The organism is Micromonospora globbae (assembly GCF_003610785.1).
GTDB classification, from domain to species: domain Bacteria; phylum Actinomycetota; class Actinomycetes; order Mycobacteriales; family Micromonosporaceae; genus Micromonospora; species Micromonospora globbae.
The window spans coordinates 49,635-71,463 of sequence record NZ_RAQQ01000020.1; the positions used below are offsets into that span (position 1 = coordinate 49,635).

The 21,829-nt window shown below is 74.2% G+C and carries 19 protein-coding genes; 6 read left to right on the forward strand and 13 right to left on the reverse strand.

Translation table 11 applies throughout. The features are described 5' to 3' along the window. Positions 1-133: 133 nt before the first annotated feature. The gene (locus D7I43_RS24415) at positions 134-1,183 is read left to right on the forward strand and encodes a LacI family DNA-binding transcriptional regulator (RefSeq protein WP_120330894.1); all 1,050 of its coding nucleotides are present in this window, start codon (positions 134-136) and stop codon (positions 1,181-1,183) included. Between the two features lie 17 nt (positions 1,184-1,200). Here the strand turns inward: D7I43_RS24415 and D7I43_RS24420 are convergent, their stop codons facing one another. From D7I43_RS24420 to D7I43_RS24430, 3 genes are all read right to left on the reverse strand, one after another. Continuing rightward, positions 1,201-2,016 carry a peptidylprolyl isomerase gene (locus D7I43_RS24420; protein ID WP_240033128.1) on the reverse strand — a complete coding sequence of 272 codons (816 nt, stop codon included), beginning with the start codon at positions 2,014-2,016 and terminating at the stop codon, positions 1,201-1,203. Between the two features lie 93 nt (positions 2,017-2,109). Continuing rightward, positions 2,110-3,366: a D-alanyl-D-alanine carboxypeptidase family protein gene (locus D7I43_RS24425; RefSeq protein ID WP_120330896.1), complete on the reverse strand. Its 1,257-nt coding sequence runs from the start codon at positions 3,364-3,366 to the stop codon at positions 2,110-2,112. 104 nt (positions 3,367-3,470) lie between these two features. Continuing rightward, positions 3,471-4,196 (reverse strand): MerR family transcriptional regulator, encoded by a 726-nt coding sequence (locus tag D7I43_RS24430; RefSeq protein WP_120330897.1) that lies wholly within the window; start codon positions 4,194-4,196, stop codon positions 3,471-3,473. 169 nt (positions 4,197-4,365) lie between these two features. On the opposite strand from D7I43_RS24430, the gene D7I43_RS24435 reads away from it, so the two are divergent. Then, the gene (locus D7I43_RS24435) at positions 4,366-6,639 is read left to right on the forward strand and encodes an ATP-binding cassette domain-containing protein (protein WP_120330898.1); all 2,274 of its coding nucleotides are present in this window, start codon (positions 4,366-4,368) and stop codon (positions 6,637-6,639) included. Between the two features lie 241 nt (positions 6,640-6,880). On the opposite strand, the gene D7I43_RS24440 is transcribed toward D7I43_RS24435, so the two are convergent. From D7I43_RS24440 to D7I43_RS24460, 5 genes are all read right to left on the reverse strand, one after another. Then, positions 6,881-7,300: a protein-tyrosine phosphatase family protein gene (locus tag D7I43_RS24440; RefSeq protein WP_420870237.1), complete on the reverse strand. Its 420-nt coding sequence runs from the start codon at positions 7,298-7,300 to the stop codon at positions 6,881-6,883. A 343-nt stretch (positions 7,301-7,643) separates the two neighbouring features. Then, entirely contained in the window at positions 7,644-8,234 is a 591-nt protein-coding gene (locus D7I43_RS24445) for a hypothetical protein (RefSeq protein ID WP_120330900.1), read from the reverse strand. Positions 8,235-8,785: 551 nt separating this feature from the next. Further along, on the reverse strand, positions 8,786-9,430 hold the full coding sequence (locus tag D7I43_RS24450) for a response regulator (protein WP_120330901.1): 645 nt from the start codon (positions 9,428-9,430) through the stop codon (positions 8,786-8,788). Next, a complete protein-coding gene (locus D7I43_RS24455; RefSeq protein ID WP_120330902.1) occupies positions 9,421-10,551 on the reverse strand; it encodes a sensor histidine kinase in 1,131 nt (376 codons plus the stop codon). Before D7I43_RS24455 ends, D7I43_RS24450 begins: the two co-directional genes overlap by 10 nt. After that, entirely contained in the window at positions 10,548-11,339 is a 792-nt protein-coding gene (locus tag D7I43_RS24460) for a DedA family protein (RefSeq protein WP_120330903.1), read from the reverse strand. Before D7I43_RS24460 ends, D7I43_RS24455 begins: the two co-directional genes overlap by 4 nt. A 207-nt stretch (positions 11,340-11,546) precedes the next feature. Between D7I43_RS24460 and D7I43_RS24465 the strand changes: the two genes are divergently transcribed. Continuing rightward, positions 11,547-12,383, forward strand: coding sequence for an MOSC domain-containing protein (locus tag D7I43_RS24465; RefSeq protein WP_240033129.1), 837 nt, complete (start codon positions 11,547-11,549; stop codon positions 12,381-12,383). 99 nt (positions 12,384-12,482) lie between these two features. Here D7I43_RS24465 and D7I43_RS24470 read toward each other — a convergent pair whose 3' ends face one another. The 5 genes from D7I43_RS24470 to D7I43_RS24490 all read right to left on the reverse strand — a co-directional run bounded on the left by D7I43_RS24470 (position 12,483) and on the right by D7I43_RS24490 (position 16,719). Next, complete coding sequence (locus D7I43_RS24470; protein WP_120330963.1) at positions 12,483-13,934, reverse strand: serine/threonine-protein kinase; 1,452 nt, start codon at positions 13,932-13,934, stop codon at positions 12,483-12,485. Positions 13,935-14,071: 137 nt separating this feature from the next. Further along, on the reverse strand, positions 14,072-14,275 hold the full coding sequence (locus tag D7I43_RS24475) for a hypothetical protein (RefSeq protein WP_120330905.1): 204 nt from the start codon (positions 14,273-14,275) through the stop codon (positions 14,072-14,074). Position 14,276: 1 nt separating this feature from the next. Further along, entirely contained in the window at positions 14,277-15,341 is a 1,065-nt protein-coding gene (locus D7I43_RS24480; protein WP_120330906.1) for a LacI family DNA-binding transcriptional regulator, read from the reverse strand. Between the two features lie 126 nt (positions 15,342-15,467). Continuing rightward, entirely contained in the window at positions 15,468-16,349 is an 882-nt protein-coding gene (locus tag D7I43_RS24485) for a helix-turn-helix domain-containing protein (RefSeq protein WP_396844142.1), read from the reverse strand. Between the two features lie 130 nt (positions 16,350-16,479). Continuing rightward, positions 16,480-16,719, reverse strand: a complete 240-nt coding sequence (locus D7I43_RS24490) for a DUF397 domain-containing protein (protein ID WP_120330908.1) — start codon at positions 16,717-16,719, stop codon at positions 16,480-16,482. Between the two features lie 263 nt (positions 16,720-16,982). Here D7I43_RS24490 and D7I43_RS24495 point away from each other — a divergent pair, with 263 nt between their 5' ends. From D7I43_RS24495 to D7I43_RS34290, 3 genes are all read left to right on the forward strand, one after another. After that, complete coding sequence (locus D7I43_RS24495; RefSeq protein WP_120330909.1) at positions 16,983-17,630, forward strand: GGDEF domain-containing protein; 648 nt, start codon at positions 16,983-16,985, stop codon at positions 17,628-17,630. Between the two features lie 265 nt (positions 17,631-17,895). After that, a complete protein-coding gene (locus D7I43_RS24500; protein ID WP_120330910.1) occupies positions 17,896-18,504 on the forward strand; it encodes a hypothetical protein in 609 nt (202 codons plus the stop codon). Continuing rightward, positions 18,504-21,827 (forward strand): glycosyltransferase, encoded by a 3,324-nt coding sequence (locus D7I43_RS34290; protein WP_120330911.1) that lies wholly within the window; start codon positions 18,504-18,506, stop codon positions 21,825-21,827. Before D7I43_RS24500 ends, D7I43_RS34290 begins: the two co-directional genes overlap by 1 nt. Positions 21,828-21,829 lie beyond the last annotated feature (2 nt).

Here is a 21,829-nt window from a genome sequence, read left to right on the forward strand (position 1 = left end):
GTGTCGGCGACCACCCTCCGTACGGCAAGATGACCGGGGCGGCACGCGACGCCGGGGCTCCCGGCGCCGACGCCGCGAGCCGGGAACCCGGCGCCGGCGCCGCGTCCGCCCCCGGTTGGGGAGGGAGACGCGGGTGGACGCCGACGACGGACGCAGGGTGACCATCACCGCCATCGCGCGGGAGGCCGGGGTCTCGGTGCCGACCGTGTCACGGGTGCTGAACGGGCGCTCGGACGTGGCCCCCGACACCCGGGAACGGGTCGAGGAACTGCTGCGCCATCACGGCTACCGGCGCCGGACCAACCGCGGGGTGCGGCGCGCCGGCCTGCTCGACCTGGTCTTCAACGACCTCGACAGCCCGTGGGCCGTGGAGATCATCCGCGGTGTGGAGGACGTCGGGCGGGGCGCCGGGGTCGGCACCGTGGTCTCCGCCATCCACCGCCAGCCGACGGCGGCCCGGCAGTGGCTGCAGAACCTGCGCGCCCGGGCGACCGACGGCGTCATCTTCGTGACCTCGCACGTCAGCGCGCCGCTGCACGCCCAGCTGCGCCGGCTCGACGTACCCGTGGTGGTGGTCGATCCGGCCGGCGTGCCGGCGACCGACGTACCGACGATCGGCGCCACCAACTGGGCCGGTGGGCTCGCCGCGACCGAGCACCTGCTCTCGCTCGGGCACCGGCGGATCGGCTTCGTGGCCGGACCGACCCACCTCCTGTGCAGCCGGGCCAGGATGGACGGCTACCGGGCCGGGCTGGAGGCCGCCGGCGTCCCGGTCGACGACCGGTTGATGCGGCCGGGCGACTTCTACCACTCCTCCGGCTTCGCCGGCGGCCAGGCGCTGCTCGACCTCGACGAGCCCCCGACGGCCATCTTCGCCTCCAGCGACCAGATGGCGTTCGGCGTCTACGAGGCCATCCGCCGGCGCGGCCTGCGCGTGCCGGACGACGTCAGCGTGGTGGGCTTCGACGACCTTCCGGAGGCACGCTGGGCGTCGCCGCCGCTGACCACGGTGCGGCAGCCCCTGGTCGAGATGGGGCGGCTGGCCGCCCGCACCGTGCTGCGGCTGTCCCAGGGCGAGGGTGTCGACTCGCCGCGCGTGGAACTCGCCACCGAACTGGTCGTCCGGGACAGCTCCGCCGCACCGCCCGACCGGGCCGGCGCGGCGAGCGTCTCCGGTCGGTAGCCGCCCGGCCTCGTCCGTCAGCGGTGGTGCCGGACGACCGAGCGGATGTGGACCGGCAGCGCGGGCGCGCCGTCGACCGGCGCCGGGTCCTCCTCGGTCGGGGCCACCCCGCCGGCCGCGATCCGGTCGAGCGTCGCCAGCCCGGCGGCGTCGACGGAGCCGAAGACGGTGTAGTTCGGCCGCAGCGCCGAGTCGGCGTACACCAGGAAGAACTGGCTGCCGTTGGTGTCCGGACCGGCGTTGGCCATGGCGAGCGTGCCGCGGGCGTAGAGCCGCCGCTCGCCGGTCGGGTCGGTGGGCGCGGGCGGCAGGTCGGTGGGCAGTTCGTCGCGGTAGCGGTAGCCCGGCCCGCCGGACCCGGTGCCGGACGGGTCACCGCACTGCAGGACGCTCAACGTGGGGTACGCGGTCAGCCGGTGGCAGGAGGTCCGGTCGTAGAAGCGGTGCCGGGCCAGGTGCAGGAAGCTCTGCACGGTGCACGGCGCCGCCGAGCGGTCGAGGGTCAGCCCGATCGGTCCGTGGTTGGTCCGGAGCGTGACGCGGACCCGGCCCTTGTCCGGCGTCCGGCGCGGGTCGGGCGGCAACGGCACCGGCCGGACCGCGGGGTCCTCCGGCGTCGCCGTGTACCCGCACGGCCCGGGCGTCGTACGCGGCCCGCCGGCGCTCGCCGGCGCGGTGGCGGACACCGACGTCGTGGCCGGCGCGGCCGCCGCGACGGCGCCGCCGGAGGCGACGAGCACCCCGGTCAGCAGCGCCGTGCCGGCGAGGCGCGGCAGCGTACGCCCGGGACGGCGCGGGGCGGGAACGGGATGCGGTCGAGGTTCACACGACACGGGGATCCTCCTGGACTCGTGGTGCCGGAGCGACCGGAGTCTATGCATACCGTCGACAGTTGTCGATCCGCACGCGCACGGAGCGGGTCGGTGTCAGGGTCGCCGCCGCCGCGCCGACCGTCGTGCCCACAGCAGCCCGGCCAGCAGCAGGACGGCGGCCGCGGCGACCACCGCACCCACCGACCAGTAGCTCGGCCACCCGTCGCCGGCCGGACCGCTCGCGGCGGCCGGGCGATTCCCGGCGGGGGCGGGGAGCGGGGTGGGTTCGACCGTCGGGCTCGCCGACAGCTCATCCGGCTCGACGAGCCGGCCGACGGACGCCGAGCGGGGCAGGGAGAAGCCCCAGTCGAGCAGTGCCGCGCCTTGCTCCCAGCCGCGCAGCGGTCGCGGCTCGGCGCCGAGCAGGGTGGCGACGAGCCGTCGCCCGTCGCGTTCCGCCGCGCCGACGTACGTGTGCCGGGCCAGGTCGGTGAAGCCGGTCTTGCCGCCGAGCGCCCCCGGGTACCGGTAGATGAGCTGGTTCTCGTTCTGGATCTGGAAGCCCTTGGTCCGCAGGGCGGGCTGGGCCGGGATCTGGGCGCGTTCGGTGAGCGCGTACCGGCGGAACGTCGGGTCGGCGAAACAGACCCGCGCGATGAGCGCCAGGTCGTACGCGCTGGTGAACTGGCCGGGGCCGTCGAGCCCGGACGGGGTCACGGCGTGCGTCTGGAGGGCGCCGAGCCGGTGCGCGTACTCGTTCATCGCGCGCACTCCCCCGGCCGCGCCGTCGGCGCCGCCACCCAGCCGGGCGAGCAGGTTGGCCGCCTCGTTGCCGGAGTTCAGCAGCAGCCCGAGCCAGACGGTCTCCACCGTGTACCGGCCACCCTCGACCAGACCCACGGCGGACGACCCGGGCTCGATGTCCATGTCCTCGGCGGTGACCGTGACGACCTGCTTCGGGTCCAGGCGCGGCAGCATGGTGGCGGCCAGCAGCAGCTTCTGCACGCTCGCCGGGGTGCCGTACTCGTGCGGGCCGCATCCGCCGAGCACCTGCCCGGTGTCGAGGTCGGCCACGAGCCACGACGTCGCGGTGATCTTCGGCGGGGCCGGCGCGCCCGGCGGGACGACCAGTCCGGCCGTGGCGAGCGCGTCACCTCCCACCACCCGCTCCTCGGGCACGGCCGGCGGCGGGGACGGTCGCGGCGGCCGGGAGACCTTCGGCGCCGGGGCCCGGGGGCAGGGCACGGTCGGCGCCGCGGCCACGTGGGCGGCGGTGCCGGCGGGCGGCGCACCCGCAGGTACCGCCGCGGGCACCGCGGTGCCGGTGGTGAGCAGGACGGCGGTCGCCGTGGTGGCCAGCAGCCGGGTCATGCCAGCACCCTAGTGGGAGTGCGAGGTGCCCGTGGCGGGCCGGTCCACCCGGCCGGGGTCGGTGGGGGTGCCGGCCGGTCGGCCCGGCGCGGGAGCCGTCGGGTTCAGGTGCCGGGCGACCCGCGGTCGCGCAGGTAGTCGTACAGGGCGGCGGACGCGCCCAACCGGCGCAGGCTGCGCGCGTGCAGGTCCTGCTCGCGGCGCGCCAGCTCGGCCCGCGCCCGCTGCGGGCTGCCCGTGGTCCGCAGCTCGGCCACCACCGCCGCGATGATGTCGAACGGGTACGCGCCCCGGCGCAACAGCGCGACCACCTGCGCGGCGCGCTGCTCGGCCTCGTCGTACACCCGGTAGCCGGTGCCGCGGGCGCGGACCGGCCGCAGCAGCCCGCGGGCCTCCCACAGCCGCAGCTGGGAGGTGCGGACACCGACCAGGTCGGCGACCTCGCCGATGCGGGCCGGGCGGCGCGGCGCCGGGACCGGTCTCGCCGGGCTCGTCACCACCGTCTCGAACGCCGCGAGCGCCCGGCGGATGTCGGCGCGCTCGCGGTCCAGCTCGGCGTGGCCGGCGTCGAGCGACGCCAGCGCCGCCGGCAGGTCGCCCCGGTGCACCGCGGCCATGATCTCCCGGGTACGCGTCCACCCGTAGCCCTCGGCCATCCGCCGCGCCACCGCCAGCGCCCGCGCGTGCTCGGCCGTGAAGATCCGGTAGCCGCTGTCGGTGCGCCGCACCGGAGGGAGCACACCGAGGTCGACGTAGTTGCGCACCTGCTGCACCGAGATGCCCGCGCCGGCGGCCAGGTCGACCGCCCGCAGCCGCTCCACCGTCCCCATCGGATCACCCCCGGGTCGTCACGTCGTTTGAGACTTTACGGGAGATTCCCCCGACAGTCCCGTGCTGATGATCGTGAAACCCTCCACGGGGGCGTCAATGGGAGAATGAATCTGTCAGACCCCGGTGCCAGGGTGGGCGTTCGCCCGCCCCATCTCGCGAAGGGTTCGCATGCCGCAGCCAACACCCACCGCCGCCGACAGCCACGACATGATCGAGGTACGGGGTGCGCGGGAGAACAACCTCGCCTCCGTGTCGGTCGACATCCCCAAGCGCCGCCTCACCGTCTTCACCGGTGTCTCGGGCTCGGGGAAGTCGTCGCTGGTCTTCGGCACCATCGCCGCCGAGTCCCAGCGCCTCATCAACGAGACCTACAGCGCCTACCTCCAGTCGTTCATGCCGAGGCAGAGCCGTCCCGACGTGGACTCGCTGCGCAACCTGAGCGCGGCCATCGTGGTCGACCAGGAACGGCTCGGCGTGAACTCACGCTCGACCGTGGGCACGGCCACCGACGCGTACGCGATGCTGCGGATCGTCTTCAGCCGGCTCGGCACCCCGCACGTCGGCAGCGCGGGCGCGTTCAGCTTCAACCTGGCCGAGGGCATGTGCCCGGCCTGTGAGGGGCTCGGCAAGGTGTCCGACCTCGACGTCCACGAGCTGGTCGACGTCGAGCGCTCGCTCAACGACGGCGCCGTCAAGGTGCCGAACTTCGCCGTCGGTTCCTGGTACTGGCAGACCATCGTCGGCTCCGGGCTGTTCGACCCGGACGTCAAGCTGCAGGACTTCACGCCACAGCAGTGGGAGGACTTCCTGCACAAACCCGCTACGAAGATCAAGACGGACAGCTTCAACTGGACGTACGAGGGCCTCGTGGTGAAGGTCCGGCGGCTGTTCCTGTCCAAGGACCGGGATTCGATGCAGGCGCACATCCGGGCGTTCGTCGACCGGGCGGTCACCTTCACCACCTGCGCCGCCTGCGGCGGGACCCGGCTCAACGAGGCGGCCCTCTCCTCGCGCATCGCCGGGCGCAACATCGCCGAGTGCTCGGCCATGCAGATCAGCGACCTCGCCGAGTTCGTCCGGGGCATCGACGACCCGGGGGTGGCCCCACTCGTCGCCAATCTGAGTGACGTGCTCGACTCGCTGGTGGAGATCGGTCTCGGCTACCTCAGTCTCGACCGGGAGAGCAGCACGCTGTCCGGCGGGGAGGCGCAGCGGGTGAAGATGGTCCGGCACCTCGGGTCGAGCCTCTCGGACGTGACGTACGTCTTCGACGAGCCGACCGTCGGCCTGCACCCGCACGACATCGCCCGGATGAACGACCTGCTCCTGCGGTTGCGCGACAAGGGCAACACGGTGCTGGTGGTCGAGCACAAGCCGGAGACCATCGCGACCGCCGACCACGTGGTCGACCTGGGACCCGGCGCCGGCACCGCCGGGGGCCGCATCTGCTACACCGGCGACGTGGCCGGCCTGCGCCGCTCCGACACCCTGACCGGGCGCCACCTCGACCACCGGGTGGGCCTGCGTCCCGAGGTACGCCGGCCGACCGGGCACCTGCCGATCCGGCACGCCGACCTGCACAACCTGCGCGACGTGAGCGTCGACATCCCGCTCGGCGTGCTGACCGTGGTCACCGGGGTGGCCGGCTCGGGCAAGAGCTCACTGATCCACGGCTCACTGCGCAGGCGCGAGGGCGTGGTCATCGTGGACCAATCCCCCATCCGCGGTTCGCGTCGCAGCAACCCGGCCACCTACAGCGGCCTGCTCGACCCGATCCGCACCGCGTTCGCCAAGGCCAACGGCGTCAAGGCGGCGCTGTTCAGCGCCAACTCCGAGGGCGCCTGCCCGGCGTGCAAGGGCATCGGCCTGATCTACACGGACCTGGCCATGATGGCCGGCGTGGCGACCGTCTGCGAACGCTGCGAGGGGCGACGGTTCACCGACGAGGTGCTCACCTACCGGCTGCGCGGCAAGAACATCAGCGAGGTGCTCGCCATGCCGGTCACCGAGGCGTACGACTTCTTCCCCAGCGGGCCGGCGCACCTCATCCTCGGCCGGCTGGCCGACGTCGGGCTCGGCTACCTCACCCTGGGCCAGCCGCTCACCACCCTCTCCGGCGGCGAGCGGCAACGCCTCAAGCTGGCCATCCACATGGCCGAGAAGACCAGCACGTACGTGCTCGACGAACCAACCACGGGCCTGCACCTGGCCGACGTCGACCAACTGCTCGCGCTCCTCGACCGCCTGGTCGACGCCGGCAACACGGTGATCGTCATCGAGCACCACCAGGCCGTGATGGCGCACGCCGACTGGCTCATCGACCTCGGCCCGGGCGCCGGCCACGACGGCGGCCGGATCGTCTTCACCGGCACACCGGCCGACCTGGTGGCGACGGCTGACACGCTCACCGCCCGGCACCTGCGCGAGTACGTCGCAGCCTGAGACCAGCGAACGCCGCCGGGGTCCGGACCTCCGGGCCCCGGCGCGCGTGGTTCGGGCCTCCGGGCCCCGGCGCGCGTGGTTCGGGCCTCCGGACCCCGGCGCGCGTGGTTCGGGCCCACGGACCCCGGCGGGCGCCACGGCGGCGCGGGACAGGGCGGGGCCGGCCTTCGGCCGATCCGGCCGGGGCGGTTTCCGGTGGTGGCCGCGCCCGACGTGTTCGGTGGTGGCCGCGCCCGACGTGTCAGGACAGCCGGCGAAGCCACCGCCGTTGCCAGGGCGTCTCGACCGCGCGGGGCCGGTAGTTCGCGCGTACCCAGTCGACCACTCGCTCCACGGGCATGCCGTCGAGCACGGCGAGCGCGGCCAGCGCCGTCCCCGTACGCCCCTGGCCTCCGCGGCAGGCGACCTCCACCCGCCCGCCGCCGTGCGCGCGGCGCAGCGCCTCGCGCAGCGCGTCGAGGGCATCGTCGCGGTCGAGCGGCACCCAGAAGTCGGGCCACCGGATCCGGCGGTACGGCCAGGTCGGTGCCGGTCCGGGAGCCAGCAGCAGAGCGAAGTCGGCGGGCGACGCCGGATCGGCGATGCGCCTCCCCCGTACCACGGCACCGCTCGGCAGGACGACCACGCCCGACTGCTCCGCCCAGGACGACTCCATGCTCATCCCGGCATTCTGCCGTCTCGCGCAACGATCGGGTGACCAGTCCCGGCACGGCCCTCTCCTCCCGCCGGCCCGGCTCGGGCACCGCAGCGGCGTACGGGGCTCCGGCGCACCCGCCGGTGTTCCCACCCCCCGATCCTCCGGTCGATCATGAGGTTGACGGGGCGGATTGCCCGGTTCGTCCCCGCCAACCTCATGATCAACGGGACAGGATGGGGCCGGACGGGGCCGGACGGGGCCGGACGGGTGTGGACATGCCGCTGGCCGGCACCCGTTCGGGTGCCGGCCAGCGTGTTTCCCCCTTGTGCCAGGTCTGTGGGGTCGTGCGGTGTCAGCTGTGGGGGTGTCAGCTGTTCCAGTGCTGGGCGACCAGGTCAGCGGCCTGCTGCTCCCACTGGGCGTAGGCGTCCGGGTACGCCGACACCTGCACCGTCTGCGCGGCGTCGGTCAGCGGCATGTCCTGCCAGCCGTCGACCTGCTTCAGACCCTTGAGGAACGCCATCGTCGAGTACTCCGGATCGGTGATCTGCTCCGGCGTACCCCAACCCGAACTCGGGCGCTGCTGGAACAGGCCCAGCGAGTCGTGGTCGTTGCGGTCACCCAGGTGGCCCAGGTTCTCCAGCTTCGACTCCTGCAGGCTCGTCGCGATCGCGATGACCGCCGCCCGCTCGTCCATACCGGACTTCTTCGTCGCCGCGATGATCGCCTTGACGTTCGCGACCTGCTCGTCGTTCAGCTCGATACGCGACTGCGCACCCTGAGTGCCGTGCGGGATCAGCTTCCCGGTGTCGGGCTTGTCGGTCTGCACGACCGCCACCGGCCGCGCGTCGACCGCGTGGTGCTCGCTGGTGTGGGCCGCGATCGGGCCACCGACCACGCCACCGGCGAACGCCAGACCAGCGATACCGAGCACGCTCTTCCGCAGGATCGTGTTCATGATGAAAGCTCCTCGGGGGTGAAGGCCCACGCCCGTTCGGGGGATCGGGGCGTGGATCTCGGGGGACGAGCACACGGGTGCGCTCGAAGGGGGGAAAGTCTCGGGGTTCCGCGGCCTGTGGTGGGCGGGGGTGCCGCACCGGGCCGGGTCCGTGTCCAACGACCCGGGGCCGGCCGTCATTCCCGGCGCGAGGCCGGGTGACGCGACGCCCTACCGGGGCCGTGGATCGGTGTTCAACGGCCGGCGGCCGGCCATCATTCCCGGGACCTCACCTGTGCCGGCGGGCCACCGGGGCCGGGGGTCTTGCTGCCTCGGCCGTCAGGGGTGTTCAACGACCCCGGCCCGCCCACGATTCCGGCCCCAGGGTGCCACCGACCACACCCCAGACCACCCACAATCGGACAAGCCGCCCCCGGTCATCCCGCCACAACGGGTGACCCACCCCGGGCCGGCGACATTGCGGCATCGGGGGCGTTCACAGGCCCCCGGGGCACGGCCCTCGATCGGCGCGGCGACCGGTCGAGACGCCCGCCGGAGGGTCGGATGAGCACTCAGGTGGACAGGTACCTCAGGATCGCCAGCACCCGGCGGCTGTAGCCGACCGCCTCTCCCAGGTCGAGCTTGTCGAAGATCGCGTTGACGTGTTTCTCCACCGCGCTGAGTGACACGTGCAGCCGCTGGGCGATCGCCGCGTTCGTGTGGCCCTGCGCCATGTGGTGCAGGACGTCCCGTTCGCGGGGGGTGAGCCGGGTGAGCGGGTCGGCCCGGTCCGAGCCGGCCACCACGCGGCGGACCACCTCGGGGTCGAGTGCCGTGGCGCCGGCGGCCACCCGGTCCAGGGCGTCGAGGAAGTCGTCGACCTGGGCGACCCGGTCCTTCAGCAGGTACCCGACTCCCTCGGGCCGGTCGGCGAGCAGTTGGCTCGCGTACCGCCGCTCGACGTACTGGGACAGGACGAGGACGCCGGTCTCGGGCCAGCGGCGGCGGATCTCCAGCGCGGCGCGCAGCCCGTCGTCGGTGTGGTTCGGTGGCATCCGGACGTCGGTCACGACGACGTCGGGCCGTTCGCGCGCGACGGCGGCGACGAGTTCGTCGGCGGAGCCCACCGCCGCGACGACGTCGTGGCCCTCCTCGGCGAGCAGCCGGACGAGCCCTTCGCGGAGCAGCGCCGAGTCCTCGGCGAGGGTTACCCGCACGGCAGTTCCGTCAGCACGGTGGTCGGCCCGCCAGCGGGGCTCTCCACCCGCAGCCGCCCGTCGAGCGCCGCGACCCGGCGCGCCAGCCCGGACAGGCCCGGCCCGGAGGGGTCCGCGCCGCCCGCGCCGTCGTCGCGTACGCGCATCCGGACCGTCCCCTCCCGTACGCCGATGTCGATCGTGACCAGGGTAGCGGCGGCGTGTTTCGCGGCGTTCGTGAGCGCCTCGCAGGCCACGAAGTACAGCACGGTCTCGATCTGCCGGTCGGGGCGTACCGGGAGGTCGCAGCGGATCCGCACCGGCACCGTGGACCGCTGGGCGACCATGCCGAGCACCTCACCCAGGTCGCTCTCCTCCAGCGCGGACGGGTAGACCCGCCACGCCACCTCGCGCAGCTCCTCGACCGCCCGCTGGAGGTCCTCGTGGGCCTGGGTGACGAGGGCGTACGTGCGCTCGGCGTCCCGGCTGCGTCGGGCGCGGCCGAGCAGCATGCCGAGCGCGACGAGTCGTTGTTGCAGCCCGTCGTGGAGGTCGCGCTCGATGCGCCGGCGTTCGGCGTCCACGGCCGCGATCACGCCCGCGCGTGTGCTGGCCAGCTCGCGGACGCGGTCCTCCAGCGCCGCGCGGGCGTCGCGGTCGAGCAGCCGGCGGGCGATCCGGACGTCGAGCGCGCCGACGCTGGCGATGGCCTGCACGTTGAGCAGCAACAGGACCGCGCCGATGACGACCTGCAGCAGGATCTCGGCCAGGGACAGGTCACCGCGCACGGTGGCGGACACCAGGATCCAGGCCAGCACCGCGCCGATCCCCAGCAGCCCGAACGCCAGCGCGCCGAGCGCGCCCGGGAGCAGCCGGGCCGCCAGGTAGGCGACGTCCCGCCAGCCGGCCGTGCGGACCGGAGGCAGTTCGCTGGCGCCGAGCAGTTCGCCCAGCCGCCGTCGTTCGAGGCGTACCAGTGTCGTGGCGTACCGCGGGATGAGCGCGCCGATCCGGCGGCGGGCCGGCGCGACGAGGGCGGACGCGGCGCCGGCGACGGCGGCCGCCAGGAGGAAGGCGAGGCCGCCGGCGGCGGTCAGCACACCGGCGGCGACGCCGACCCCGACCCGGGCGGGGTGGGTCATCCCGCCGCGCCGCGTCCGTCGTCGCCCCACCCGCCGCTGCGGTAGAGGGTGCCTCGGCCGCTCGGGTCGGGAACGCCCGCGCCCAGGGTGGGGGCCGCCGCCGGTTCCGGGTCGCGGCCGCCCCGTCGGGCGCGGCGGACCCGGGTCACCACGAACCAGACGACGGCCGCCGCGCACACCAGGATGACGACGTTCTGGAGTACGCCGACGTACCCCTCCACGAGATGCCAGTTGTCACCGAGCAGGTAGCCGGCGAACACGAACGTGCTGTTCCAGATGAGGCTGCCCAGCGTCGTGTAGAGCGCGAACACGCCGACCGGCATCCGCTCCACGCCGGCCGGGATGGAGATGAGGCTCCGGAAGATCGGGATCATCCGCCCGAAGAAGACCGCCTTGACACCGTGCCGGATGAACCACGCCTCGGTGCGGTCGACGTCGCTGAGCTTCACCAGCGGCAGCCGTGCCGCGACCGCCCGGATGCGGTCCCGGCCGAGCGCGGCGCCGATGGCGTAGAGGGCCAGGGCGCCGAGCAGCGAGCCGAGCGTGGTCCAGAAGATCGCCCCCAGCACGCTCATCCGCCCCTGCCCGGCCACGAATCCGGCCAGCGGGAGGATCACCTCGCTCGGGATCGGCGGGAAGAGGTTCTCCAGCGCCACGGCCAGGCCGGCGCCCGGGCCACCGAGCCGTTCCACGAGGTCCGTGACGTAGCCGACCAGTCCGTCCTGGGGCGGTTCGGCGTCGGCCGAGAGGTTTCCCGCGGCGAGGAGGACGTGCGAGGTACGAATCATGGCTCCAACGCTACGAACCGTTCCTGGGAACCGGCCATGGGGCAGGCCACCCGACCGGGCCGCGGAACCGCACCCGGCCGGGTGCGGGAAACCGCACCCCGCCCGGGAGGACAGGTGGGCACGTCCCCGTCCCTGAGGTCCCGGCCCTCAGGTGCCTCGCGGCGGGCCTGGCGTACGGCGGGACGTGGCGCTCGTTAGGGTCGGGCGGTGACCGATTCCCGCGGGCGGGTGGCGCAGCTCTGGCGCTACCCCGTGAAGTCGATGCTCGGCGAGCAGCTCGCCGCCGCCGCGGTGGGGCCAGCCGGCGTCTCCGGCGACCGGGTGTGGGCGCTGCTGCACCCAGGGAGCGGGCGGGTGGTCAGCGCGAAGGACCCGCGGCGGTGGCGCGGCATGCTCACCCTCCGGGCGGCCGGCGGCGCTCCGGACCCGGTACGGATCACCCTGCCCGACGGTCGCGTCGTGTCCACATGCGACGACGACGCGGACACGGTGCTGTCCACGGTGCTCGGTGCGCCGGTGACGCTCACCGACACCCCGCCCGCGGGCGCGACCCTCGACCGGGCGGTCCCGGACGCCGTGCTCGCCGCCGGGGTCACCGCCACGGTGCCGGTCGAGGTCACGACGCTCGGCGCGGCGGCGCCCGGCAGCTTCTTCGACTTCGCGCCGATCCACCTCGTCACCACCGCCACCCTGGACCGTGTCTCGGCCGAACTGCCCGACGGCCCGGTGGCGGCCGACCGGTACCGGCCCAACCTCGTGGTCGACGCGCCGGGGGCCGGGTTCGTGGAGAACGGCTGGGTGGGTCGCCACCTGCGCGTCGGCGCGGAACTGGTGCTGCGGGTGCTCGCGCCGACGCCGCGCTGCGCCGTGCCGACCCTCGTGCACGGCCGCCTCCCGCGGCAGCCGGACGCGCTGCGGGTGCCGGCCCGGCTGAACCGGATCGAGCCGCTGCCCGGCCTCGGGCGGCAGCCGTGCGTCGGCGCGTACGCCCAGGTGGTCACGCCGGGCCGGGTCGCCGTGGGCGACCGGGTCGAGCTGGACTGAGGGGCGGGCCCGCGACCGACGCGCGGAGTGCCGGCGGGGCGCAACCGACGCTCCCGCCCGGCGGACGCCACCGGTCCGCGCGGGGTCAGCCCGCCCGGGTCAGCCGTCGTCGCGGCCGACCCCGACGTCCACCCGGTCCAGCAGGTCGTCGAACCGGTCGGCGAGGTCGGGCGACAGCCGGTCCCGCTCGACGGCCTCGCCGATCCGCTTGCGCAGGTCCTCGACCCGCTTGGTCCGGTCCTTCGGCTTGCCCCGGAACAGGTCGGCCAGTTCGTCGCGCAGGTCCTCGGCGGTCCGCCGGTCGATCTGCCCCTGTGCCTGCGCCTGCGCGAGGAGCGCGGCGAACTCGGTGGCGAGCTCGCGCAGACTGATCGCGACGGGGGCGTCCGTGGTCGGCGGGGGTGCCGAGGTGGGCGGCGGCGTCGGCGACTCGGACGTGGCGGAGGGCGAGGGCGCGGACGGCGTGGCGCTCGGGCCGGTCGCGGACGGTGTGCCGCGCTCGTCGTCGAGGACGGCCATCGCGCCCAGAGCGACCAGGAGTGCGAGGCCGGCCGCCGTGATCGCGACCAGCGGGCTACGGGAGCGGCGGCGGGGCGTCGCGGCGGCCGGTTGCGGTGCGGCGGGTCGCCGGTCGACGAGGGTGGGCGCCTGCGCGCCCGCGACGGCCGCCCGCCCGGTGGGCAGGGCCGGCACGACGGCGGTGGGCGGGTCGGCCGGCGGGACGGCGCTGAGCCGGGTGGCGAGCTGCGCCGCGCGCGGGCGCCGGGCCGGGTCGGTGGCGAGGCAGGCGAGGACGAGGTCGGCGATGTCGGCGGGCAGGCCGGGGATCCGCAGCGGCGGTACGGGGGTACGCCGCCGGTGCACCTCCAGCGCGTCCTCCCACGTCTGCACGGGCAGCGGCGCCCGTCCGGTGAGGGTGCGGTAGAGCAGTGCGCCGAGGGCGTAGACGTCGCTGGCGGGGTCGGGTGGGCCGGCGGTGAGCCGTTCCGGCGCGAAGTACGCGGGGGTGCCCATGAGCACCTCGCCGGTCTGCCCGGCGAGCGGGTGGTGCGGACCGGCGAGGGCGGCGATGCCGAAGTCGAGGACCTTGGCGCCCGTCTCGGTGAGCATCACGTTGCCGGGCTTGATGTCGTGGTGCACCACGCCGATCCGGTGGGCGGCGGCGAGCGCGGCGGCCACCTGTCCCCCGACCCGTACCGCCTCGGCCCACGGCAGCGGCCCCTCGGCGAGCCGGTCGGCCAGGTTGCGCCCGTCGACCAGCTCCATGACGAGGTAGGGCACGACCTCGCCGCCGGGCAGGGTCGCCTCGCCGTAGTCGTACACGTGGGTGACGTGCGGGTGGGTCAGGCGGGCGGCGGCGCGGGCCTCGCGCTGGATGGTGGCCCGCAGGTGCGGGTCGGTGGCGAGCGGTGCGGCGAGCGCCTTGACGGCGACGGGTCGCCCGAGGACCTCGTCGTCGGCACGCCACACCTCGGACATTCCGCCCAGACCGATCCGTTCGTGCAGAACGTACCGATCGTGCAACCGGAGAGTGGGCGTGAACGGCGACATGGTCGTCCAGTGTGCCCGGCCGACGGCCTGACCCACCACTCAACGCGCCCGATTCGGCACCGATCGACGTGTCCGTGCCCGGATGCGGAGATGGCCGGGACCGTGGACCGGAGCCCACGGGCCCGGCGGGCGCGGGTTCAGGCGCAGGGCGGCGTGGACGGGACGGGTGCGGGCTGGATCCGGTCGGCGAGGCGGCGCAGCGCCGCGGCGGCGGCGAGTCGGGTGGGCGTGAGCCGGGGTGGGCGGGTGCGGTCGGCCCGGACCGGCGCGTCGGGGCGGGCCGAGTTGACGTGCCGGACCACCGCGTCGACGGCGGTGACGAAGCCGGTGGGCTGTTCCATGTCAGCTCCTCGGGACGGGTCCGGTGGAGGTCCGGACGACGAGTGCGGTGGGCAGCAGGACGTGTGCGGCCGCCGGGTCGGCGGGCGGGTCGAGCAGCAGTTCGGCGGCGATCCGGCCCTTCTCCTCGGCCGGTTGACGCACGGTGGTGAGGCCGACGGTGGCGGCCTCGGCGATGTCGTCGAAGCCGGTGACCGAGACCGGCGGTCGGCCGGCGTGCTCCGGCCCGGCGAGGACGTCGAGGACGCCGAGGGCGAGCACGTCCGAACAGGCGAGCACGGCGGTCGGCGCGTCCGGCCCGTCGAACAGGCCGGCGACCGCGGCGGCGGCCGCCCGCCGGTCGTTGCCCGGGGCCGTGAGGACCGTGAGGTCCGACCAGGCCACGCCGACCTCGGCGAACGCGTCGGCGAAGCCGGCGAACCGGCCGCGGGTGGTCGTGTGCGGCACCCGGTCGGCCGCGGGCAGTCGCAGCGGGCCGGCGGGCGCGTCGGGCAGCACCGAGTCGCCGAGGAGGGCCACCCGCCGGTGGCCGAGGCTCGCCACGTGAGCGGCGATGCCCCGGGCGGCGGCCCGTTCGTCGATGCCGACGTAGCGGTCGTCGGGGCCGGCGTCCTCGGGTGGGGCGGTGGTGACGAAGGGCAGCCCGCGGTCGCGGAGCGCGTTCAGGGCCCAGGTCTCGTCGCCGGCGCAGTAGACGCAGAAGCCGTCCACGGCCGCGTTCTCCACGGCATGGCGGGCCTCCGCGCGGTCGCCGGGCATCGGCACGAGCAGCAGGCTGGTGCCGTGCCCCTCGGCCGCCGCGCTGACGCCGGCGAGGAAGCGCACCGCGAAGGGGTCGGTGAACGCGTACGACAGGCGCGAGGTGAACAGCACCCCGATCGCGCCGACGTAGCCCCGCCGCAGCGAGCGGGCGGTCGGGTTCGGGCCGGGGTAGCCCATCGCCTTCGCGGTCTCGAGGATGCGCTGGCGGAGGGCCGCGGAGAGCTGGTCGGGGCGGGCGTAGGCGTTGGACACGGTGCTGCGGGAGACGCCGACCGCGTCGGCCACGGCCTGGAGGGTGGGTTTCACCGCTCCCCCTCTGGATCGATTCAGAACTGGATCGATTCAGAGACTAGCGGGACGGCGGGAAACGGTCAACAGGGATGCGCGGCGACCGAGGTCGCGCCCCTCGTGTCGCGGCGGCGGGGCGCGGAATCAGGCGGGGTAGACCTCGTCGCGCAGCCGCGCGAGCAGGTCCGGCGTACGCTCCGGCGGCTCGGCCTCGACGCACAGCCGCTCCATGGCCAGCGCGTAGTGGTCGAGGTCGTCCCGCTTGTCGAGGTAGATGGCGCTGGTCAGCTGTTCGATGTAGACGATGTCGGGCAGATCCTGGTCGCCGAAGCGCAGGATGGTGAACGCCCCGCCGGCCGCCGCGTGCCCGCCGGCCGCGAACGGGATGATCTGCAGACGGATGTTGGGCGACCGGGTGGCCTCGATGAGCGCGGTCAACTGGTCACGCATCACGCCCGGCCCGCCGATGGGACGCCGCAGGGCCGCCTCGTCGATCACCGCCCACAGCTGCGGCGGCTCCGCCCGGCGCAGGAGTTCCTGGCGACGCATGCGCAGCGCCACCCGCCGGTCGATCTCGTCGGGTGCGGCCGAGCCGTGCCCGAGCAGCACGACCGCGCGGGCGTACGCGGGTGTCTGCAACAGGCCCGGCACGAACTGCACCTCGTAGGTGCGGATCAGTACGGCGGCGGCCTCCAGGCCGAGGTAGGACTGGAACCAGGCGGGCAGCACGTCGCCGTACCGGTGCCACCAGCCGGGGCTGTTCGCGTCGCGGGCCAGCTTGAGCAGCGTCTCCCGTTCCTCGGCGTCGGTGACGCCGTAGAGGGTGAGCAGGTCGGCGACGTCGCGTTCCTTGAAGCCGACGCGGCCCAGCTCCATGCGGCTGATCTTCGACTCGGAGGCGCGGATCTCCCAGCCCGCGCCCTCCCGGGTGACGCCGCTGGCTTCCCGTAGGCGCCGCAGCTGCGCGCCGAGCAGCATGCGCAGCACGGTCGGCCCGGTCGCCGAGCCGCCGTCGGCGTCCACCATCGTCACGTGCCGACCTCCGCGCACCACGCACGACCGGGCTCCGGCCCGGCCGACTGGTAAGCATGCCACGGACCGGCGGTGCGCCGCACTCCCCGTGACCGGTGGCGTGCCGCGCGTCGCGGGGCGCCGGTCAGGCGATCAGGTGGTCGAAGTCGCCGTCGCGGGCGCCGAGCACGAAGGCGGCGATCTCCTCGACGGTGTAGATGAGCGCCGGCCCGTCCGGGTACCGCGAGTTCCGTACGGCGATGCCGGCTCCCCCCGGCAGCGCCGCCAGCTCGACACAGTTGCCGCTCGGGTTGCTCCGGCGGCTCTTCTGCCAGGTCAGCGGGGGAAGCTGGTTGACGGGGACGCCGTTCATCGGCTGCTGCATGCGGAGGGGTCTTTCTGTTCATAGCCGGCCGATGCCGTGGGGAGGAGCGGTGGCGGCGCGGAAGACGTGTCGACATCGGACGGTGCTGCACGTGCAGCTGCTCTTGCATCTGCATCGGACGGCGAGCATGATAACCCATGTGTACGGTACCCATCCGTTCACAGTGAGTTACCTGACCTGGGCCGTGACCAGGGAAAACGGGGGCCCGGCCGGGCGCGTCGGCCGCGACGGGGCTCGGGCGGCGGCGTGACGGGAGGGCTCGTGTGCCGGATCCGATGAGTGTCGCGTCCGGTATCTGCGCCGCGGGGGCACTGCTCTCCTCCTGGCAGCTGCGCCGCCGTGCGCTACGCGCCGAGGCGGAGATCGCGCACCTGCAGGCCGAACTCGCCGCCGAACGACACGCAGCCAGCCACGACCCTCTCACCGGGCTTCCCAACCGCCGCGCCTTCTACCGGCTGGCCGCCGCCCTGCTGGCCGACGCCGGCCGGCGGCCCCTGATCGCCGTGGTGCTCGACCTGGACGACTTCAAGCAGGTCAACGACCGCTACGGGCACGCCGCGGGGGACCACGTGCTCATCAGCGTCGCGGAGCGGCTGGCCGCCTTCGCCGGCGACAACCTCGTGGCCCGCCTCGGCGGCGACGAGTTCGCCGGCCTGCTCGTCAGCCCCACCGTGGACCGTCGCTGGATCGACCACGCCAGCCGCCGGCTCTGCGAGATGCTCGCCGCCCCCATCCCGCTGGGCACGCTCACCCTGCGGGTGACGGCGTCGGTCGGCCTCGCGCCGGTGACCGGCCCGACGCAGCTCACCGAGGCGTTGCGCGAGGCGGACGCGGCCATGTACCAGGCGAAGAGCCTGAGCGCCGGCCGGCAGACCCGCCAGCTGGTCGACACCGTCCACCTTCCTGAGTGACCCGCAACCTCCCACCTTCCGCCCGCCAACTTCCGTCCGCTCAACGCGCCGGGCGGGGAAACGTGACGGGGCCGTCGTTGACCAGGCCGGGCGATATCGGCGTCTTATCGACGTCTCGTCACGCCTGGACGTGAATGAGAACTCCCGGCATGTTCGTCGCCCCTTCGCCTCGTCCATCCGGTTGTTCGGAATATGAAATCCCGAGCACGACCCGATGACGGCAAAGTGGACATAAGCCGCTTTTGCCATCCCTAGCCTCGGCCGGGTGGTCGTTCGCATTCACGATGGCAACTCGCCCGCAGCCGCCCGCGACATCGCCGTCGCGCAGTCCCCGGGCCCCGTGCCGGTCTTCGTCGACGCGACCGGACGGCGCGCGCGCCTGATGCGCCGGTGCGGTGTACTCCTGGCGGCCGGCGCCCTCGTGTACGTGCCGGTCGTCGGGCTCGCCGTCCTCACCGGACCGTCCGTCCCCCAGCCCGCGCCGCTCCTCGACGACGAGACCGGCATGGAGACCGCCGACCAGGCGCCCGAGCAGGGGCTGCCGCCCCTCCCTCCCGTGATCGCCGGCGCCAGCGAGGTCGCAGGCGGCGGCCTCGGCCCGGCCGGCGACAGCGCCGACGACGCGGGGCCCTGGCCGCCCGTCCTCGCCGAACCCGGGCCGGTGGGTGACGAACCGGGTCGGGACTCGCCATCCCCTGGTCCCGGCCGCGATCCCTCCCGCCCGTCCCCCTCGACGGCAGGGCCCACGCCGCCGTCGGCGTCACCCTCACCGTCACCGACCGGCACGCTCCCCAGCCCGTCGCCCCAGACGCCCCCGCCCGTGACACCGACCGCACCGGCCCTCCTCGACGCCGCACGGAGGTACCTGGCCTGATGACCGTCACGACGAAGCGGCCCGTGCCCTCCCCGCCCAGGAGGCCACGTCGGGTCCGGTTTCCGCTGCGGACGAGCTGGGTGGTCTACGGGACGCTCGTCACCGTCCTGCTCAGCGTGCTGCTGGTGGAGGCGTACGCGAACTCCGAGTTCACGCCCGACCACGTGCGGGAGACCGGGGAGCAGGGCGGCGTACCGGCCGAGATCATCTCGGGCGGCCCGGTAATCGACACGACCGACGGCGGGCAGCAGTCCTATCGCATGCCGCCCCGCACCATCGCGCTCACCTTCGACGACGGACCGGATCCGGTGTGGACGCCGCGGATCCTCGACGTGTTGCGGCGCCACGGGGCGCGGGCGACCTTCTTCGTGGTCGGCAGCCAGGTGGCGCGCCACCCCGACCTGACCCGACGGATCGCCACGGAGGGCCATGAACTGGGGGTGCACACCTTCAGTCACCCGGATGCGACCCTGCTGCCCGGCTGGCAGCGCCGACTCGAGTACACCCAGACCCAGATGGCCATCATGAACGCCGCCGGCGTCCGGACGACCCTGCTGCGTCTCCCGTACTCGTCGCGGGCGGACGCCGTCGACGACGACGCCTGGGCCGCCATCCGACAGGCCGGTGACCTCGGCTACCTCACGGCGGTCAACGACACCGACAGCCAGGACTGGGCCCGGCCCGGAGTGGACGCGATCCTGCGGAACATGACCCCGCCGGCCGGGCAGGGCGCCGTCGTGCTGCTGCACGACGCGGGCGGCGACCGGGCCCAGACGGTCGCCGCGCTCGACCGGTTCATCCCCGCGATGCTGGCCCGCGGCTACGAGTTCGTCACCGTCGGAGACGGTGTGAACCGGACCCGGGACGAGATCGACGACGACGGCGTGGCGGCCGTTCCGGTCAACCGGCCGGTGTCGGCGGCCGACCGCTGGCACTCCGGCTCGGTGGTCGTGGCGGTGCAGGTCGCCGACCTCTTCATCGCCACGCTGCGCGTGCTGTTCGTGGTGGCCGGGCTCCTCATGCTGGTCCGTACGCTGCTGCTGCTCGTCCTCGCGCCGCGGCTGGCCTGGCGTCGCCGGCGCGGGTACTGGGGGCCTCCGGTCACCGAGCCCGTGACGATCGTCGTGCCGGCCTACAACGAACAGGCCGGCATCGTCGCGAGCGTCCGGTCGCTGGCCAACGGCGACCATCGCGGGATCGAGGTCATCGTCGTCGACGACGGCTCGACCGACGGGACCGCCGACCTCGTGGAGGCGCTCGGGCTGCGCAACGTCCGGGTGATCCGCAAACCCAACGGCGGCAAGTCGAGCGCCCTCAACCTCGGCATCGCGCACGCCAGCCACGAGATCATCGTGATGGTCGACGGTGACACCGTGTTCGAGCGGGACTCCGTGCGCCGGCTGGTGCAGCCGTTCGCCGACCCGTCGGTGGGCGCCGTCGCCGGCAACGTCAAGGTCGCCAACCGCCGGGGGCCGCTCGGGTGGTGGCAGCACATCGAGTACGTCATCGGTTTCAACCTCGACCGCCGCCTGTACGAGACGTTGGGCTGCATGCCGACCGTGCCGGGGGCCATCGGGGCGTTCCGGCGCCGGGTGCTGCTCGCCGCGGGCGGCATGAGCGACGACACCCTCGCCGAGGACACCGACATCACGATGGCCGTGCTCCGGGCCGGGTGGCGCGTGGTGTACGAGAAGCGCGCCCGGGCGTGGACCGAGGTGCCCGCGTCGCTGACCCAGCTGTGGCGGCAGCGGTACCGCTGGAGCTACGGCACCATGCAGGCGATGTGGAAGCACCGCGGGGCGGTGTTCGACCGGGGCCCCTCGGGCCGGTTCGGGCGCTTCGGCCTGCCGATGCTCGCCCTGTTCGGTGTGGCGCTGCCTCTGCTCGGGCCCGTGCTGGACGTGATGGCCCTCTACGGCCTGTTCTTCCTGGGCACGACCGAGACCGCGACGGCGTGGCTGCTGATGCTGGCCGTGCAGGCGGTCACGGCGGTGGTGGCCTTCCGCCTCGACCGGGAGCGTCTCCTGCCGCTGCTGGCGCTGCCCCTGCAGCAGTTCGCGTACCGGCAGCTCATGTACCTGGTCCTGGTCAAGTCGACGGTGACCGCGCTGACCGGCACCCGGCTGCGCTGGCGGAAGCTCAAGCGCGCCGGTGACCCGCCGGCGGGTCACGAGGGCAGGGTGGTCGACGGAAGCGTCGTGCCGCCCGGACCACGCCCGGCGGCGCCCGCCGGCGCCGGGCGCGACCGCTGGTTCGACACGTTGCGCGCGCTGGCCCTGATGCGGGTGATCGTCTACCACATGTGGGGCTACGCCTGGCTGAGCTTCGCGTTCCCCGCCATGGGGGTGATGTTCGCGCTCGGCGGCTCGCTGATGGCCCGGTCCCTGGACCGTGCGCCCACCCACGCCGTCAACGGCCGGCTGCGGCGGCTCCTGCCCGCCCTGTGGGTGTTCGGCGCGGTGCTCGTGCCGCTGATGGTGTGGCACGGATGGCCCGACCGGCCGGCGTGGCCGGGGCTGTCGACCTGGTTGCTGCCGATCGCCGAGCCGGCCGGCAGCGACTGGGCGCAGGACGTCACCGGGTTGCTGTGGTATCTGGTCACGTACCTCTGGCTCGTGCTGCTCTCCCCCGTGCTGCTCGGGCTCTACCGCCGGTGGCCACTGCCGACCGTGCTGCTGCCCCTCGCCGCCGTGGTGGTGCTGCAGACCACCTCGGCGCCGCTCAGCGGCCAGGTCAACTCGGTCGTGACCGACCTGGCCACGTTCGGCGCCTGCTGGCTCGTCGGCTTCGCCCACCGCGACGGCGCACTGCACCGCCTCCCCCTGGCGGCCCTGCTCGCCGCGGCGGCCCTGTGCCTGGGAATCGGGGTGGGGTGGACCGTGACCCATCCCGCGGACGGGATCGATCTGAACGACGTCCCGTTGGCCCAGGCGTTCTATTCGCTGGGTTTCGTGCTCGTGCTGCTGCGGGCACGCCCGCCGCTGCGCTGGCTGGCCCGGGCCCGACCACTGGACCGGCTGGTCACCTGGCTGAACAGCCGTGCGCTGACCATCTACCTCTGGCACAACGCGGCCATCGCGGTCTGCTTCGCCGTCGACGACCGGATCGACGCCTGGTGGCTCGGGCAGGCCGGAGCCCTCGGGGTGGCGCTCGTCCTGCTGTTCGTCATCGTGCTGCTGGTCGGCTGGGTCGAGGACGTCAGCGCCCGACGGCGCCCCCGGCTGCTCGGCTGGCCGACCGGCACCCCCGCGGCGACCAGGCGCGCCCGACGCGCGCCGGTCCCCGCCACAGCGCGGCAGATCCGGGCGAGCACCCGGATCTGACC